This window comes from Salinifilum aidingensis, from assembly GCF_054782015.1.
Genome location: NZ_BAAGTH010000001.1, coordinates 274,401 through 288,489, shown reverse-complemented (window position 1 = coordinate 288,489; position 14,089 = coordinate 274,401). Strand labels below are relative to the sequence as shown.

Annotated in this window: 15 protein-coding genes; 5 read left to right on the top strand and 10 right to left on the bottom strand. The window is 73.6% G+C overall.

The window, feature by feature from the left end; genetic code table 11:
* Nucleotides 1-40 precede the first annotated feature (40 nt).
* The 7 genes from ACYVJE_RS01385 to ACYVJE_RS01355 form a co-directional block, all read right to left on the bottom strand.
* Nucleotides 41-868 (bottom strand): ESX secretion-associated protein EspG, encoded by an 828-nt coding sequence (locus ACYVJE_RS01385; RefSeq protein ID WP_461142895.1) that lies wholly within the window; start codon nucleotides 866-868, stop codon nucleotides 41-43.
* On the bottom strand, nucleotides 865-1,779 hold the full coding sequence (locus tag ACYVJE_RS01380) for a PPE domain-containing protein (RefSeq protein WP_461142894.1): 915 nt from the start codon (nucleotides 1,777-1,779) through the stop codon (nucleotides 865-867). Before ACYVJE_RS01380 ends, ACYVJE_RS01385 begins: the two co-directional genes overlap by 4 nt.
* A 31-nt stretch (nucleotides 1,780-1,810) precedes the next feature.
* Nucleotides 1,811-2,122 carry a hypothetical protein gene (locus ACYVJE_RS01375; protein ID WP_459158344.1) on the bottom strand — a complete coding sequence of 104 codons (312 nt, stop codon included), beginning with the start codon at nucleotides 2,120-2,122 and terminating at the stop codon, nucleotides 1,811-1,813.
* A 196-nt stretch (nucleotides 2,123-2,318) separates the two neighbouring features.
* Entirely contained in the window at nucleotides 2,319-2,975 is a 657-nt protein-coding gene (locus ACYVJE_RS01370) for a DUF3558 domain-containing protein (RefSeq protein ID WP_461142893.1), read from the bottom strand.
* A 65-nt stretch (nucleotides 2,976-3,040) separates the two neighbouring features.
* Nucleotides 3,041-3,424, bottom strand: coding sequence for a DUF1707 SHOCT-like domain-containing protein (locus ACYVJE_RS01365; protein WP_461142892.1), 384 nt, complete (start codon nucleotides 3,422-3,424; stop codon nucleotides 3,041-3,043).
* A 150-nt stretch (nucleotides 3,425-3,574) separates the two neighbouring features.
* A complete protein-coding gene (locus ACYVJE_RS01360) occupies nucleotides 3,575-4,978 on the bottom strand; it encodes a dicarboxylate/amino acid:cation symporter (protein ID WP_461142891.1) in 1,404 nt (467 codons plus the stop codon).
* Nucleotides 4,979-5,398: 420 nt separating this feature from the next.
* On the bottom strand, nucleotides 5,399-6,022 hold the full coding sequence (locus tag ACYVJE_RS01355) for a Maf family protein (protein WP_461142890.1): 624 nt from the start codon (nucleotides 6,020-6,022) through the stop codon (nucleotides 5,399-5,401).
* 211 nt (nucleotides 6,023-6,233) lie between these two features.
* Between ACYVJE_RS01355 and ACYVJE_RS01350 the strand changes: the two genes are divergently transcribed.
* From ACYVJE_RS01350 to ACYVJE_RS01335, 4 genes are all read left to right on the top strand, one after another.
* Complete coding sequence (locus ACYVJE_RS01350; protein WP_461142889.1) at nucleotides 6,234-7,061, top strand: biotin--[acetyl-CoA-carboxylase] ligase; 828 nt, start codon at nucleotides 6,234-6,236, stop codon at nucleotides 7,059-7,061.
* Nucleotides 7,062-7,329: 268 nt separating this feature from the next.
* Nucleotides 7,330-7,854: a PH domain-containing protein gene (locus ACYVJE_RS01345; RefSeq protein WP_459158350.1), complete on the top strand. Its 525-nt coding sequence runs from the start codon at nucleotides 7,330-7,332 to the stop codon at nucleotides 7,852-7,854.
* On the top strand, nucleotides 7,854-8,795 hold the full coding sequence (locus tag ACYVJE_RS01340; protein WP_461142888.1) for a hydroxymethylglutaryl-CoA lyase: 942 nt from the start codon (nucleotides 7,854-7,856) through the stop codon (nucleotides 8,793-8,795). Before ACYVJE_RS01345 ends, ACYVJE_RS01340 begins: the two co-directional genes overlap by 1 nt.
* Entirely contained in the window at nucleotides 8,792-9,421 is a 630-nt protein-coding gene (locus ACYVJE_RS01335; RefSeq protein WP_461142887.1) for an adenosylcobinamide amidohydrolase, read from the top strand. The genes ACYVJE_RS01340 and ACYVJE_RS01335 overlap by 4 nt, the downstream gene beginning before the upstream one ends.
* A 60-nt stretch (nucleotides 9,422-9,481) precedes the next feature.
* On the opposite strand, the gene ACYVJE_RS01330 is transcribed toward ACYVJE_RS01335, so the two are convergent.
* Nucleotides 9,482-10,327: an ABC transporter permease gene (locus ACYVJE_RS01330; protein ID WP_461142886.1), complete on the bottom strand. Its 846-nt coding sequence runs from the start codon at nucleotides 10,325-10,327 to the stop codon at nucleotides 9,482-9,484.
* Nucleotides 10,324-11,286, bottom strand: coding sequence for an ABC transporter ATP-binding protein (locus ACYVJE_RS01325; RefSeq protein ID WP_461142885.1), 963 nt, complete (start codon nucleotides 11,284-11,286; stop codon nucleotides 10,324-10,326). Before ACYVJE_RS01325 ends, ACYVJE_RS01330 begins: the two co-directional genes overlap by 4 nt.
* A gap of 212 nt (nucleotides 11,287-11,498) precedes the next feature.
* Between ACYVJE_RS01325 and ACYVJE_RS01320 the strand changes: the two genes are divergently transcribed.
* The gene (locus tag ACYVJE_RS01320; RefSeq protein ID WP_461142884.1) at nucleotides 11,499-12,344 is read left to right on the top strand and encodes an LGFP repeat-containing protein; all 846 of its coding nucleotides are present in this window, start codon (nucleotides 11,499-11,501) and stop codon (nucleotides 12,342-12,344) included.
* Nucleotides 12,345-12,553: 209 nt separating this feature from the next.
* Here the strand turns inward: ACYVJE_RS01320 and ACYVJE_RS01315 are convergent, their stop codons facing one another.
* A complete protein-coding gene (locus ACYVJE_RS01315; RefSeq protein WP_461142883.1) occupies nucleotides 12,554-14,068 on the bottom strand; it encodes a S10 family peptidase in 1,515 nt (504 codons plus the stop codon).
* Nucleotides 14,069-14,089: the final 21 nt, after the last annotated feature.

The following is a 14,089-nucleotide window of genomic DNA, read 5'->3' as shown; positions in this document are numbered from 1 at the left end:
AGGCCGGCGTTCGCGCACCGCGGGCCCTCCGCCGAGCTCTTCAGCCCCGCAGCGCGCTCGGCGGGTCCGAGCCGCACTCGGTGAGCAGCTCCTCCACCTGGGCGAGCAGCCGTCGCGCGTCGACCGGGGCGAGCGTGCTCCACTCCTGCCCGGACGGCGTGCTGCGGCGCAGTTGCAGGTAGCGGCCGCGCTCGGTGTCGAAGAACCCGACCACGTGCCCGGCGCGGACGCGGTTGCCCCGGTGGTCCCGGGCCGCTGCGCCGAACTGCCCCTGGAAGCGCGCGCCGCGCACCATGTCGGTGACCGCCGCCGCGTCGTCGCGGCGCACGCCCCGGGATTGCAGCGCCGCGGTGAGCCCGTGCACGTCGTCACCGGCCTCCGCGGCGGCCGCGTCGAGGTCGGCGCTGGGCACCGACACCGAACGCCCCGGGCCGGCGGGCGCTTCCGGCAGCACGGACAGGGCCTGCCGCGGCAGCCCCCCGGCCGCGACCGGGTGCAGCGTGATCGCGTCACCGTCCTTGACCGCCAGCACCGCCCGCTGGCCGCCGGTCCCGGCGGCCAGCGCCCGCACGCTGCGCCCGAGCCACAGCCGGGCGTCCACCTCGCGAGCGGGACTGGTGAGCACCTCCAGGTGCGCTGCCAGTTCCGGATCCGGCTCGGTGGGACCGGCGAGCCCGCGCCCGATGAGCGCCTGCCAGGCGTCCGCGGCGATGCGCGCGCGCTCGGTGTGCGTGCGCCCCGGCGAGGGCACGGTGAGCACGAGCGGGACGGGGTGCAGGTCGAGGTGCTCGACGAGGACGTCGAGCTCCACGGCGGACAGGGCGACGGGACGGGTCGCGTGCCGCTCGCTCTCGCCGATGCCGATCACCGGTCCGGATCACCCCCGATGACCGGCACCGCCGTGGTGTGCGGAGCGTCGAAGAAGCCTCCCTCGCGGCCGAGGTCCTCGGTGACGGTTCCCCCGGTCGCCTCGTCCCCGTCGTCCGCGCCGTCCCGTGACGTGCCGGCTCCGCCGCGGGGGACGGCCGTGCCGGTGCGGGAGGTCGTCCCGGTGCGGGAAGGTGCGGTGGCGCCGGAGGTCGTGCCGCCGCGGTAGGGCGCGGCGGCCCCCGGCTGCGCCCGGCCGGGGAGCGGTTGCTCACCGGGGCGCGCGGTGGCGCCGCCCGCGCCGGGCGCGGCGGTCCAGCTCAGGGTGACCGCGCGTTCGGCCGAGCCCCCCGGTGCGGGTGCGGGCGCGGTCCCCGCGTCCACGACCGGCCGCGGCGGCCGGTCGAACGCGGCCAGCGCGGTGGTGTTCGCCGCGGTGGAGCTCTCGTAGCTGCGCATCACGTCGTGGGCGCGCTGTTCGGCGGCCGCCTTGCGGGCTTCCTGGTGCTCGTAGTCGGTCTGCCCGCCGAAGAGGTGCGTCAGCAGCGTCGTCGCCGGACCGGGTTCTTCGGCGGTCACGTGCACCGGCGGGGGCATGTCGCGGCGGGCGCGGCTGATGAACTCGGCCTGCTGCTCGGCCCGCTCCCGCATGGTGGCGGCCGCGTGGCGGGCCCGTGCGGCCCAGTCCGCGAGGGGGCGGAGTCCGTCGCGGGCGCTGTCGGCGGCCGCGCCTTCCCAGTCGGCTGCGGCGGAGCGCACGGCGGCGGCGATCCCCTCGTCGATCTCGTCGAGCGCCCGGGTGAGCTCGCCCCAGCGGCGCGCCGGGTCGGTGGAGCCGTCGGGCCCGGGCCCGCTGTTGATCTGCGCGAAGAGCTCGGCATGGCTGTAGCCCTGCCAGCGGTGGTCGCTCATGTTCATCCCCTCGGGGGCAGTCGGCGCGCGGTCAGCAGCCGCTGTCGCGGAGGTCGGCCGCGTTGTCCTCGTCGAGGCGCCGGTACTGGTCGTCGGCGCGGTTCAACGATTCGACCGCGTTCTGCAGCTGGTCGCGGTAGTCGCACAGGGCGGTCAGCGCGTCGTCACCGCCTTCGACGGAGCGCTGGTTGAACTGCTCGGCGGCGTGCGTGCTGACGGGGTCGCCCGCCCACGGGCGGATGCGCAGTTCGGTGATCGCGTGCTCGATCTGCACGCCGACGTCGTCCAGCGACCCCTGCAGGGAGCTGACCAGGTTCGGGATGGCCGAGGGTTCGATGCGCACCGATCCGTCCGAACCGCGTGGTCCGGGGACGGCTTCGCCCGGTGAACTCGCTGGCACGGTGTACCTCCCACACGGAGCCCGCGCTCCCGCACCGCGGCGGTGGGTCGCGGGCTCGGCGCACGATTCCGCGGCCACTCTAGTCACTGATCCGCGCCGCGCGGGAGGCGCTGCGCGGAGGACGCCCGCACTCCGCCCGTCACCGGCTCGGTTCGACGCTCCCGCCCCGTTCCGCGCCCGGTTCGCCGGAGGTGAGGGTGGCCACGGCCTCCTCGGCGACGTGGTGGGCCCCGCTGCACAGCTGCTCGAGCGGTGGGGGCGGGTGCCCGCCGTCGTCGCGGTAGAGCACGTCGATGTGCTGCCCCTGCGCGGTGCTCACGGCGACGTTGCAGGACAGGTTGAGCCCCGGGGTCTTGATGACCAGCGCGGGGAAGTCCTGCACCGTCGTCCGGGTGGCTTCCACCTGCGCCGTGTCGTCGGTCCACAGGCTCATGTCCTCGGTGGCGACCAGGGCGATGCGGGCGCCGACCCGCGCGGTGGTGTTGCGGTGGCTGCACGCCGGTGCGTCGGAGAACCCGGCGTCGACGTTCGCGACGGGGGCGCGGTCGAAGCCGAGCTGCTCGCGCTGGTCGTCGGTGAGCAGCGCGCAGGGGTCGACCCCGTTCAGCGGGACGTCGGCGGGGCGTTCCGGCGGCGGGGCGCTGCTGCTCGTCGGGGGAGGTGGCGGTGGTGGCGGTGCTGTGTGGGCGGAGCGCTCGTCCGGGCTGGACAGGGCGCATCCGGAGAGCACTGCGGTGCAGGCGGCGAGCGCTCCGCCGGTGAACCGCCGACTCGTCCTGGTCCGTGCGCGGGGCATGTGATCACCGTAGCGGAGAGGCTCTCCGCGCCGGAGGAGCTCGGCCACCCGTGGTGGCCGCTCCGCTACCGCCGGAAGGCCCCGCTGCACAGGGCGATCACCAGGGGGATGAGCAGCACCAGTCCCAGCTGCTTCATCGTCAGCAGCAGCGCGACGCCGAGCAGCGCCACACCCGCGATCAGCGCCACCCGGCGCAGCGGGAACCCGCCACCGCCCGAGCGGGCGGGTGGTCGCTCCTGCGCCGAGGCGGCCGGTTCGAGCACGTCGGGACGCGGGGAGGGCAGGTCGGCGAAGAGGGGGAGCAGATCGGAGCGGAAGCGCGCCGCCGCGGCGTCCTGGCAGCGCTGGTCGTACTCGGCGAGTTCCAGCCGGCCGGCGGAGAAGTGCTCACCGAGCAGCCGCATCGCTTGCTGGCGCTCGGAGTCGCCGATGCGCACGTCCCGGTCCACACCGCCATCCTAGGCGTTTCGGGCACGCCGGAAACAGCAGCGGGAAGCTGCCGGAGCGGTCCTGACCGCGCGGCCGGGTCCGGTGCGCGGCACCGGACCCGGCGCGGCACCCGGGCGGACGGGCACCACGGACCCGTCCGACGCGGGTGGTCAGCTGTGCACGAGCTGCCCGGTCCCCCGCTCGGACTCCTGATCGGCCGGAGCGGGGTCCGCCTCGGCCTCCGGGTTGAGCAGCGGCGGCTCCGAGGGCTGGTGCAGCCGCTCGTCGTCGATCAGGCCCTCGGTGCGCGCCACCACCGTCGGCACGACGATCTGCCCGGCGACGTTGGTCATGGTGCGCATCATGTCCAGGATCGGGTCCACCGCGTAGGCGATGGCGATGCCGGTGGCCACGACCTGCGGCGGGAAGCCGAGCGCGGACACGGTGAGCGTGAGCATCGTGAACCAGCCGGTGACGCCGGCCGTGGCGATCGCGCCGAACACGGCGACGAGCACGATGATGACGTACTGGGTCGCCCCGAGCTCGATGCCGAACATGTTCGCGATGAAGATCGACCCGATGGCCGGGTAGATCGCGGCGCAGCCGTCCATCTTCGTGGTCGTCGCCAGCGGCACCGCGAAGTTCGCGTACGCGGGCTGCACGCCGAGGTTCTCCGCGGTCTGCCGGGACAGCGGCAAGGTCGCGCTGGACGAGCGCGACACGAACGCGAACTGCAGCACGGTCCACGCCTTGCTGAAGAACCGCAGCGGGCTCACCCGGGCCACCGTCGCCAGCAGCACGGGGTAGACGACGAGCAGCACGAGCGCGCAGGCCACGTAGGTGGCGCCGGTGAGCTTGAGCAGCGGCGCGAAGAACTCGTTGCCGTAGGTGGCCACGGCGTTGCCGATCAGCCCGAGGGTGCCGAGCGGCGCCAGCCGGATGATCCAGCCCAGGATCCGCTGGATGATCTCGAACAGGGAGCGGTTGAACGAGACGAACGGCGCGGCCTTGTCCCCCAGGCTGTAGGTCGCGGCCCCGACGAGCAGGGCGATGAACACGACCTGCAGGGTCTCGCCGTCGGCGAAGGCGCTGACCAGGTTGTCCGGCACGAGACCGGTGAGCAGGTCCAGCCACGAACCGGCTGATTTCTCCCCGACCTCGCGCACGTTCTCCGGATCGGGGGCCAGGGAGGTGCCGTCCCCCGGCTGGAACAGCCTGCCGATGACCAGACCGATGATCACGGCGATGAACGAGGTGGTCGCGAACCACAGCGCCGTCTTGCCGCCGAGGCGCGCCGCGGTGCGCCCGCCGCCGATGTTGCGCAGGCTGTTGATGCCCACGACGATCGCCGTGAAGATCAGCGGCAGCACGGTGAACGTGAGCAGGTTGGTGAACGTCGAGCCGATCGTGTCCAGCGCGGTGGTCAGCCAGTCGGCTCCGGTGGCTCGCGCGAGCCAGCCGAGCCCGGCGCCGGCGACCAGCGACGCGAGGACGAGGACGGCGAAGATCTTCGGGTTGAACCGGAAGCGGCGGCGCGCCGCCGACGGCGCGGTGGAAGATGCCGAGGTGGGCACGGGGCTCTCCTGATATCGCTGGACGCGGCCGCTCCGCCGCGGGCGCTCCGAGCGCGCCGGCGGGGGAGCGGACCGTGGGCTTTCCCGTCGTGACTGCGGGCACCGGTGCGGTGCCGGCCGGGTGGTGCCGGCCTGGGAAGCGTCCGGTCAGCGACAGATGGCGCTGGCCTGCAGTCGCAGGTCGACGTGCAGGCGGCTGGTCAGCAGGAGGAGCCGCGGGTGTCCCATCACGGTCAGTTGTAACTCGATCGGGGCGCCCTGGCATTCCCCGGGGGCGGGATTTGTGCCCGAGTTCATCCGGGTGTCGCAGTGCTGCACCGATTTTCGCGAGAAGACGTCACTGCTGCGTGTTGCGCTGACCCCGCAACGTGACGACGTCCGCGGTGCCACGGGGATGCCGGCGTCAGGGGGATGCCGGCGTCACGCCGTCCACAGGGTCACGACGTCCACCCCGACCTCGGCGAGCAGGCTCCGCGTCAGCGGCAGGCTGATGCCGAGCACGCTGGAAGGGTCGCCGTCCACGCCCTCCACGAACCAGCCGCCGAACCCCTCCAGCGTGAAACCTCCTGCCACGTGCAGCGGTTCACCGGTGCTGACGTAGGCGTCCACCTCGGACTCGCTCGGCGTGCCGAACCGCACCGTCGTCGCCCGGTGCGCCTGCGCGCGGGCCGCCGGGCGCCCGGCGCTGATCCGCACCACCGCGTGCCCGGTCAGCAGCGTGCTCTCGGACCCCGCGTTGCGCAGCCAGCGCTGCTCGGCCGCCGCGGGCGTGCCGGGCTTGCCCGCGAGCTCGCCGTCGGGCGTGCGCAGCATCGAATCGCAACCCACGACCACCGCCTCGCCGAACTCCTCCGCGACCGCGGCGACCACCGCCTCGGCCTTGGCGGCCGCGAGCGCGAGCACCTGCTCGGCCGGGCCCGCGTCGCCGGCGCGCCGCAGCACCGCCTGCTCGTCGACACCGGACACGCGGACGACCGGATCGATCCCCGCGGAGCGGAGGACGGAGAGGCGGGCGGGGGAAGCGGAAGCCAGCACGAAGCGCACGGGGGAGAGTTTAGGGTATGCGCCGGAAGCGGCTTCGCCGCTTGCCTGACGAGTCGGTGCGCGGCCGAACGATGCGAACTGTTTCACATCGGATTGCAGCGGTGGTCGCGGTCGTGTCGTGGGCGCCTTCGGCGCTGCCGCGCCGAGAACGAGGCGGTGGCCCGAACAGGCCCCGGGTCGTCGCGGACAGGGGGCGTTCTAGGCTGAACGAATGACGACTCCTGCGCTGCTGGACCCTGAGACGCTGCGCACGCGCCTGGTGGAGCACGGCCCGTACGCGGCTCTGGACGTGGTGACCGTGACCGGGTCGACGAACACCGATCTCGTCGCGGCCGCCGGCCGGGGCGCGGTCGACCGCACCGTGCTCCTCGCCGAGGAGCAGCGCACCGGGCGGGGACGTCGCGACCGCTCCTGGACCTCCCCGCGCGGTTTCGGCCTGCACGCCAGCGTGCTGCTGCGACCGGAGCTCCCGCTGGCGTCCCTGGCGCGCCTGCCGGTCGTGGCCGGGCTGGCCGCGGCGGAGACCATCAGCACCGGCTACCTGCTGCCGGTGTCGTTGAAGTGGCCCAACGACGTGCTCATCGGCGAGCCGGGGCGCAAGGTCGCGGGCATCCTCGCGGAGACCACCACCGGCGGGGGCGGTGCGGCCGCGGTGCTCGGCATGGGGATCAACGTGCACCACGCGCGCGAGGACCTGCCGCAGCAGGCCGGCGCCGCCGAGCCGACCTCCCTGGACGCCGAGGGGGCCGGTGTCGACCGGGAGGAGTTCGCGGTGCAGCTGCTGCGCGAGTTCGCCCGCTTCGAGGGCATGTGGCGCGCGGCCGGGGGCGACCTCGCCCGCGCCGGTCTGCTCGAGCGCTACCGGCGCCACTGCGGCACGATCGGACGGCAGGTGCGGGTGGATCTCACCGACGGCGCGGTGCACGGCACCGCGGTGGACGTCGACGACACCGGCGGCCTGCTGCTGCGCACCGAGTCCGGCGAGCTCACGGCGGTCTCCGCCGGCGACGTGGTGCACCTGCGCCCCGCGGGGACGTGATCGCGGGGACGTGACCGGCGGAACGTGATCAGCGGGAGCAGCCGGATTGGTAATACTGAGTCGCACCACCGGCTGCGAGCACCGCTGACGGTGCTCGGGGCGCGGAGCATCCGCGACGACACGCCCGGGCGGACGCGTCCGGGCGGTCGACCGCAGGCGCGCTGATCCGCCGGGAGGACCGCCCGGGGAGATCGGCAGCAGCTCCCGGTGCGGTGCTTCCGGCGGGTACGGTGCTCGCGAGAGCCGTCGAACCTCGGGAGGAAACGCGGTGGCCTACCCTGACGCCCTGCTCGGGGAGGACGAGGACGTGGTGGTGCACGCGCACCCCCACTGGAAGAAGCTCGTCCTCCCGGTCCTGGTGCTGTTCGCCGTGGTCGGCGGCGGTTCCTACCTCGCCGCGCTGGCCGCCCCGCTGTCGTGGCACGCGATCGCCTGGGGCGCGCTGGGAGTCCTCGCCGCGGTCATCCTCGTCCCGGCCACGCTGACCCCCGTGCTGCGGCGGCAGACCACGCACTTCGTCGTGACCACGCACCGCATCATGGTCCGCGAGGGCGTGTTCACCCGCAGCGGCGTGGACATCCCGCTGCAGCGGGTCAACTCGGTGCAGTTCCGGCACGGCCTCGTCGACCGGATCTTCGGCTGCGGCACGCTCGTGGTCGAGTCGGCGTCCGAGAACCCGCTGGAGTTCGAGGACATCCCGCACGTCGAGCAGGTGTACACGCGGCTGTACCAGGAGGTCCCCGCGCCGGGCGGCGAGGACCACGGCCGGCGCGACGCGGTGGAGGAGCGTTGATGGACGCTTGGGAGTCCGGCCTGCCGGTGCGCACGCCCGACGAGGACCTGCCGAGCGCGGTGACGATCTGGGAGGTCGGTCCGCGCGACGGGCTGCAGAACGAGAGCGGCACGGTGCCGGTGGAGGTCAAGCGCGAGTTCCTGGAGCGGCTGACCGAGGCCGGGCTGCCGGTGGTGGAGGCGACGAGCTTCGTCCACCCGAAGTGGGTGCCGCAGCTGGCCGACGCCGCGGAGCTGCTCGAGGCCTTCCGGCCCGCCCCCGGAGTGCGCTACCCGGTGCTCGTGCCCAACGACAAGGGCCTGGACCGCGCGGTGTCCGCGGGAGTGCGCGACGTGGCGATCTTCGCCGCGGCGACGGAGAGCTTCGCCCGGCGCAACCTCAACCGCGCGCTCGACGAGCAGTTCGCCATGTTCGAACCGGTGGTGCAGCGGGCGCTGTCCGAGGGGATGAACGTCCGCGGGTACGTCTCCATGTGCTTCGGCGACCCGTGGGAAGGTCCGGTCGCGGTCGACCAGGTCGTCGACGTGGGCAAGCGGCTGCTGGACATGGGGTGCGCGCAGCTGTCGCTGGGCGACACGATCGGCGCGGCCACCCCGGGCCACGTGGCCGCCCTGCTGCGCGGGTTCGCCGCAGCGGGCGCGGGAACCGACCGGCTGGCGGTGCACTTCCACGACACCTACGGCCAGGCCCTGGCCAACACCTACGCGGCGCTCCGCCACGGGGTGACCACGGTGGACTCCTCGGCGGGTGGTCTGGGCGGCTGCCCCTACGCCCGCTCGGCCACCGGCAACCTCGCCACCGAGGACCTCGTGTGGATGCTGTCCGGACTGGGCATCGAGCACGGTGTGAACCTGCGCTCCCTCGTGGACACGAGCGCGTGGATGGCCGAGCACCTCGGCAAGCCGAGCCCGTCGGGCGTCGTGCGGGCGCTGGCCCCGTGACCGCGGCACCGGAGCCGGAGCTGCGCTCGGTGCGGGGACGCCCGGTGCTCGTGTGGCGGTGCGACCGCCCGTGGCTGGCCATCTCCTCCGGGCCCTGCGGCGGCGGGCTCGGCACCCGCCGGTGGGTGCTCAACGCGATGGTGCACCGCGACTACGTCCGCCCCGACCCGGCCGCGCACGTCGACGAGATCCGCGCCGAGCTCGACCTGCCGGGGTCCGGCGCGGGCCTGCTCACCGCGGTCGACGTGCGGGAGGCGGTCACCGCCGCGGACGCGGGCGTGCAGGCCTGCGTCACCACCGGCGTGACCGACCCGGTGTGGGCCGCCGCCCCGGAACCGGCGCTGCACGCCCCGGAACCGGGCACGATCAACGCGGTGTGCTTCTCGCCGGTGCGGCTCAGCGACGCGGCCCTGGTCAACGCGGTCTCCACCGTCGCGGAGGCGAAGGCCCAGGCACTGGTCGAGGCCGGCGTGGCCGGCACCGGCACGGTCACCGACGCGACCGCGGTGCTCTGCCCGCCCGACGGTCCCGCGGAGGACTACGGCGGGCCGCGCTCGCGCATCGGCTCCTCGCTCGCGCGGGCCGTGCACCGGGCCGTGACCGGTGGGCTGCGGAGCGGGGGCTGAGCCGGCGCGGGCGCGGTCCCCCGCCGACGGGTACCTCCGCCCGCGGGCTGCTCCGCGCGGTCAGATCGGCTGGTTGAGCGCCTTCTCCTTGCGCGCGGCCACGGTCGACCCGGATTCGCGGCGCGCCATGCGGCGCAGCACCACCGGGGCGACGAGCATCCCGACGACCGCCCACGTGCCGAGGACGCCGAGGGTCTCCAGGTGCCGCCACGACTCGCCGATCTCGGCGATGGCCATCTGGTCGGGCAGCAGCGCCGAGCGCATCCCCAGCCCCGTCCAGTACAGCGGGAAGACCTGCGCGATCACCTGCACCCACGTGGGGAACACCGTGATCGGGAAGAAGATCCCCGAGATCACCACCAGCCCCATGATGGGCACCATGATGAAGCCCATCTGCCGCGGGTTGGAGAACAGCGAGCCGAACACCGCGCCGATGGGCAGCGTGGCCACGAGGCCGAGCGCCGCCACCCACAGGAACGTCGCCCACGAGCTCAGCGAGGCGAGCTCGAGCCCGTCGAAGAACACGGCCCCGGGGACGAGCAGGATCAGCAGGCTGACCGCGGTGATCCCGCCGAGCATGACGATCTTGCCGGCGAGGTAGGTGACCATGCCGTGCGGGGTGGCCTTGGCCCGCAGCAGGGTGCCGTCCTCGCGGTCCACCGTCAGCGCCTGCGTGGCGTTGACCATCCCCGTGAACACCACGGTCATGCCGAGCACGCTGGGCAGCGTCATCGCCGCGAGCGAGAACCCGGTTCCCTCCACGGTGGAATCGCTCTGGGTGCTCATCACGATGAGGAACACCACGGGCGGGAACAGGTAGCCCCACAGGTCCTGGCCGCTGGTGAACGTGTGCCGCAGCTCGACGAACCCGCGGCGGAACGCGAGGCGCGCGGTGTGCCCGGTCACGGCTGCTCCTCCCCGGTGGTGAAGGCGAACCGGTCGATGTCCTGCCCCGACTCGAAGGCGCGGACCAGTGCCATGTAGGTGTCCTCCAGCGTGGCGCGGCGCACCTCCAGCTCGGTGACCGCCTCGTGCCGGTTGAGCAGGTCGCGGACGAAGGGGGTCGGGTCGGCGGTGCTGTGCGCGTGCCGCTGCCCGTCGAGCGTCCAGCGGACCTCGGTCTCGCTGGAGACCTGGCGCGAGAGCTCCTCGGCCGTTCCGCCGGCGAGGATCCGCCCGCCGGCGAGGACGAGGATCCGGTCGGCGAGCTTCTCGGCCTCGTCGAGGTCGTGCGTGGTCAGCAGGATCGTGGTGGCCTCGTCGGCGGCGAGCTGGTGCACCAGCTCGTGGAACTCGCGGCGGGCCTGCGGGTCGAAGCCCACCGTCGGCTCGTCGAGGAACAGCAGCTCGGGACGCCCGACGATGCCGATGGCCACGTCCAGCCGGCGGCGCTGCCCGCCCGAGAGCGATCCGACGCGCTTCGCGCCGTGCTCGGCCAGCCCCACGGTCTCCAGCAGCACGTCCACGTCCCACGGCCGCTCGATCCCGGGGGCGGTGAACGGGCGGTAGTGCTCCCCCAGGTGCTGCAGCAGCTCCCGGACGTTCCACTTGGCGTGGTCCCGCCAGGACTGCAGCACGATGCCCAGCCGCGCGCGCCAGCGCTCGCCCGCGTGCTCCGGGTCGGCGCCGAGCACCTGCGCGTCACCGCCGGAGCGGGCGCGGAACCCCTCGAGCACCTCGACGGTCGTCGTCTTGCCCGCGCCGTTCGGGCCGAGCAGCGCGAGCACCTCACCGCGCCGCGCGGTGAACGACACCCCGGTGAGCACGTCGGTGCTCCCGTAGCGCATGCGCAGGTCGTGCACGTCGACCGCGGTCTCGGCGCGGGGGGCTTGCGCGGAGACCTGCGCGGTCTTCCCCAGTTCCATCGGTCCTCCGCACGGGAGCGGTCGCAGGTGGCGACCGCGGGGCGAACTCCTCGGATGCCCGCCCACGCTACCGGAGGGAACGCCTCCGGTGCAGCAACGCCGCCCGGATCCGCGCTGGCGGCGGTCCCGGAAAACCGAGGTGGCGCGGGGCAACCTCCGCGCCCCGGGCGCGTCCCAGGGGTACAGGGACGAACCGGATGAAGGGGACGGGCATGAACCGACGGAAGCGATACCTGCGCGGGGTGGTCTCGGTGGCGAGCGCGAGCGCTCTGGCGGTGGGGGTGCCCGCCGCAGCAGCGGGCGCGAGCGGTGAGCCGCGGCCCGCCGGCGCCTCCGCGCCGATCTGCGACTACCAGCCCGGCGCCACGGCACGGGTGGCGGGATCGGCGATCGACGACCGCTACGAATCCGAGGTCGGGCTGCGGCAGATGCTCGGCGAGCCGGTGGCCGAGGAGGTCGTCGACGGCGGGATGCACTACCGCGAGTACGAGAACGGCAGGTTGTACTGGACGGAGGCGACGGGAGTCCGGGAGTCGCACGGGGACGTCCTGGCGAAGTACCTCGCCCGCGGTGGTCACGAGGCGTTCGGCGCACCCATCACCGACGAGTGCGCCACGGCGGACGGCCGCGGCCGCTACAACCACTTCACGGGCACCAGCGCGACCGGGACCACCTCGGTCTACTGGCGTCCCGACCTGGGCGCCCACCTCATCCACGGACCGGTGCGCGAGCACTGGGAGAACGCGGCGTGGGAAACCGGAACTTACGGCTACCCCGCGACCGACACGATGTCCACACCGGACGGTTCCGGGCTGTTCGGGCACTTCACCGGTGGGGACGGGCTCGGCGCGTCGATCTACTGGACGCCGGGCTCCGGCGTGCACGGCGTGCAGGGTCAGATCCGGCAGCACTGGGCGGACCTGGACTGGGAACGCTCCTACTTGGGCTACCCCACCTCGGACGAGTTCGACACGCCCACCGGCAAGCGCAGCAACTTCCAGGGCGGCTACATCACCTGGAACGCCCGCACCGGTGAGACGCAGGACTTCAGCTGGTGAACGGGCCCCGCTGCTCGCAGCGGATCCCCGGCCGCGCCGGCCGGTACCGCGGCAACGCCCGGCACGCACCGGGACCCGGCGGGCAGCACAGGTCCGGCGGGTCCCGCCGGACCGGTGGCCTCGGCGGTGGCGCACGTCCACCGCCGAGGCGGTTCCGAGCCCGGTCGGCGGAACGCCGCCTCGGCGGGGTGCGCGCCCCGCGTGCTGCGCTAGCGCGCGGCGCCGACGAACTCGGCCAGGTCGGCGCTCTGCTGCAGCCGCGATGGCTCGTGCACGTACATCATGTGCCCGGCCGAGTAGTAGCGGACGTCGATGTTGCCGTGCAGCTGCTGCGGGATCTTCAGCTGCGCCAGGGTGTGCTCGGCCGCGTAGTACGGCGTCGCCCCGTCGGTGCGCCCGCAGGCCACGTGCACCCGCAGGTGCGGGTTGGTCCGCATGGCGGCGCCGAGGTTGTCCACAACGGACACGCTCTGACCCTCGAACTCCTTGTACGACCACGGGTGCACCCGGCGGCTGAGCACCTCGTACGGCAGGTCGTTGCGGTAGCCGAGCTCCTCGCGCACGTAGTGGTTCAGCGCCGCCGAGTACGCTCCGCGGATGCCGGAGATCGCCGGGTCGTCGGTGAACTTCTCGCCCACGGCGTCCGGTTCCCAGCCGGTGAACCGCCCGTCCATCCGGCCGACCGTCAGCCGCCGGTCCCGCAGCAGCTCGGTGAAGAACCGCAGGTGCTCGATGCGCAGGTTCGCGCGGTCCACGTAGTCCTCGGACAACCCGGTCAGCTGCGCGGTGCGCCGCACGATCCCCGCGCGCTCCTCCGCGGACAACCGCGCGCCCCGCGCCAGCGCCCACGGGTAGTCGCGGGAGGCGAACTCCTCCGCCTCGGCCAGCACCTCGTGCAGCGGGCGGTCGCCGTGCTTGCCGTGGTGGTGCGCGATCGCCGCGTACGTCGGCAGGTACAGCGCGTACGGCAGGTCGTTGCCCTCGGTGAACCGGATCGTTCCCATGTCCAGCACCGAGGACAGCAGGATCAGCCCGTTCGGGTACCAGCCGCAGTTCTCCTGCATGTGCTCGGCCAGCGCCGCCGCGCGGATCGTGCCGTACGACTCGCCGGCGAGGTACTTCGGCGACAGCCAGCGCCCGTTGCGCGTGGTCCACAACCGGATGAGCTCGCCGACGGACTCGATGTCGCGCTGGTAGCCGTGGAAGTCGTCCGGCTTGCCGCCCTCCACGGCGCGCGAGTAGCCGGTGGAGACCGGGTCGATGAACACGAGATCGCTGTGCGCCAGCAGGGTCTCCGCGTTGTCGGTGAGCCCGTACGGCGGTGCGGCGAGGTCGCCCGCGTCGCCGGAGAGCACCCGGCGCGGTCCGAGCACGCCGAGGTGCAGCCACGTGCTCGACGCGCCCGGGCCACCGTTGAACGCGAACGTGACCGGGCGGCGCGTGCTGTCGGCGACGTCGGCCACGTACGAGGTCACGAACACCTCGGCCTTGGGCTTGTGGCCGTGGAACGTGCCCTCCTCGTGCACCTCCTCGCGCAGCACCATCCGCCCCGCGGTAGCCGTGTAGGACAGCTCGCCCGCCCTCGTGCTGATCGTGTGGTGGGTGCTGACGAGATCGTCCACCGCGGCCGGGGTCTCGGCGGAGGTCTGCTCCTCCCCGGCCTTGCCGCTCCCGGCCTTGCTGCTCCCCGTCCTGCTCTCCTCGGTTCCGTCTTGCTGCGTCATACCGCCACACTACGTGCGCGC

Excerpts from the sequence above, each read along its gene's own strand:
- ACYVJE_RS01380 (WP_461142894.1), bottom strand. The coding sequence starts at position 1,779 with ATGAGCGACCACCGCTGGCAGGGCTACAGCCATGCCGAGCTCTTCGCG.
- ACYVJE_RS01370 (WP_461142893.1), bottom strand. The coding sequence starts at position 2,975 with ATGCCCCGCGCACGGACCAGGACGAGTCGGCGGTTCACCGGCGGAGCG.
- ACYVJE_RS01350 (WP_461142889.1), top strand. The coding sequence starts at position 6,234 with ATGACGACTCCTGCGCTGCTGGACCCTGAGACGCTGCGCACGCGCCTG.
- ACYVJE_RS01340 (WP_461142888.1), top strand. The coding sequence starts at position 7,854 with ATGGACGCTTGGGAGTCCGGCCTGCCGGTGCGCACGCCCGACGAGGAC.
- ACYVJE_RS01325 (WP_461142885.1), bottom strand. The coding sequence starts at position 11,286 with ATGGAACTGGGGAAGACCGCGCAGGTCTCCGCGCAAGCCCCCCGCGCC.
- ACYVJE_RS01320 (WP_461142884.1), top strand. The coding sequence starts at position 11,499 with ATGAACCGACGGAAGCGATACCTGCGCGGGGTGGTCTCGGTGGCGAGC.
- ACYVJE_RS01315 (WP_461142883.1), bottom strand. The coding sequence starts at position 14,068 with ATGACGCAGCAAGACGGAACCGAGGAGAGCAGGACGGGGAGCAGCAAG.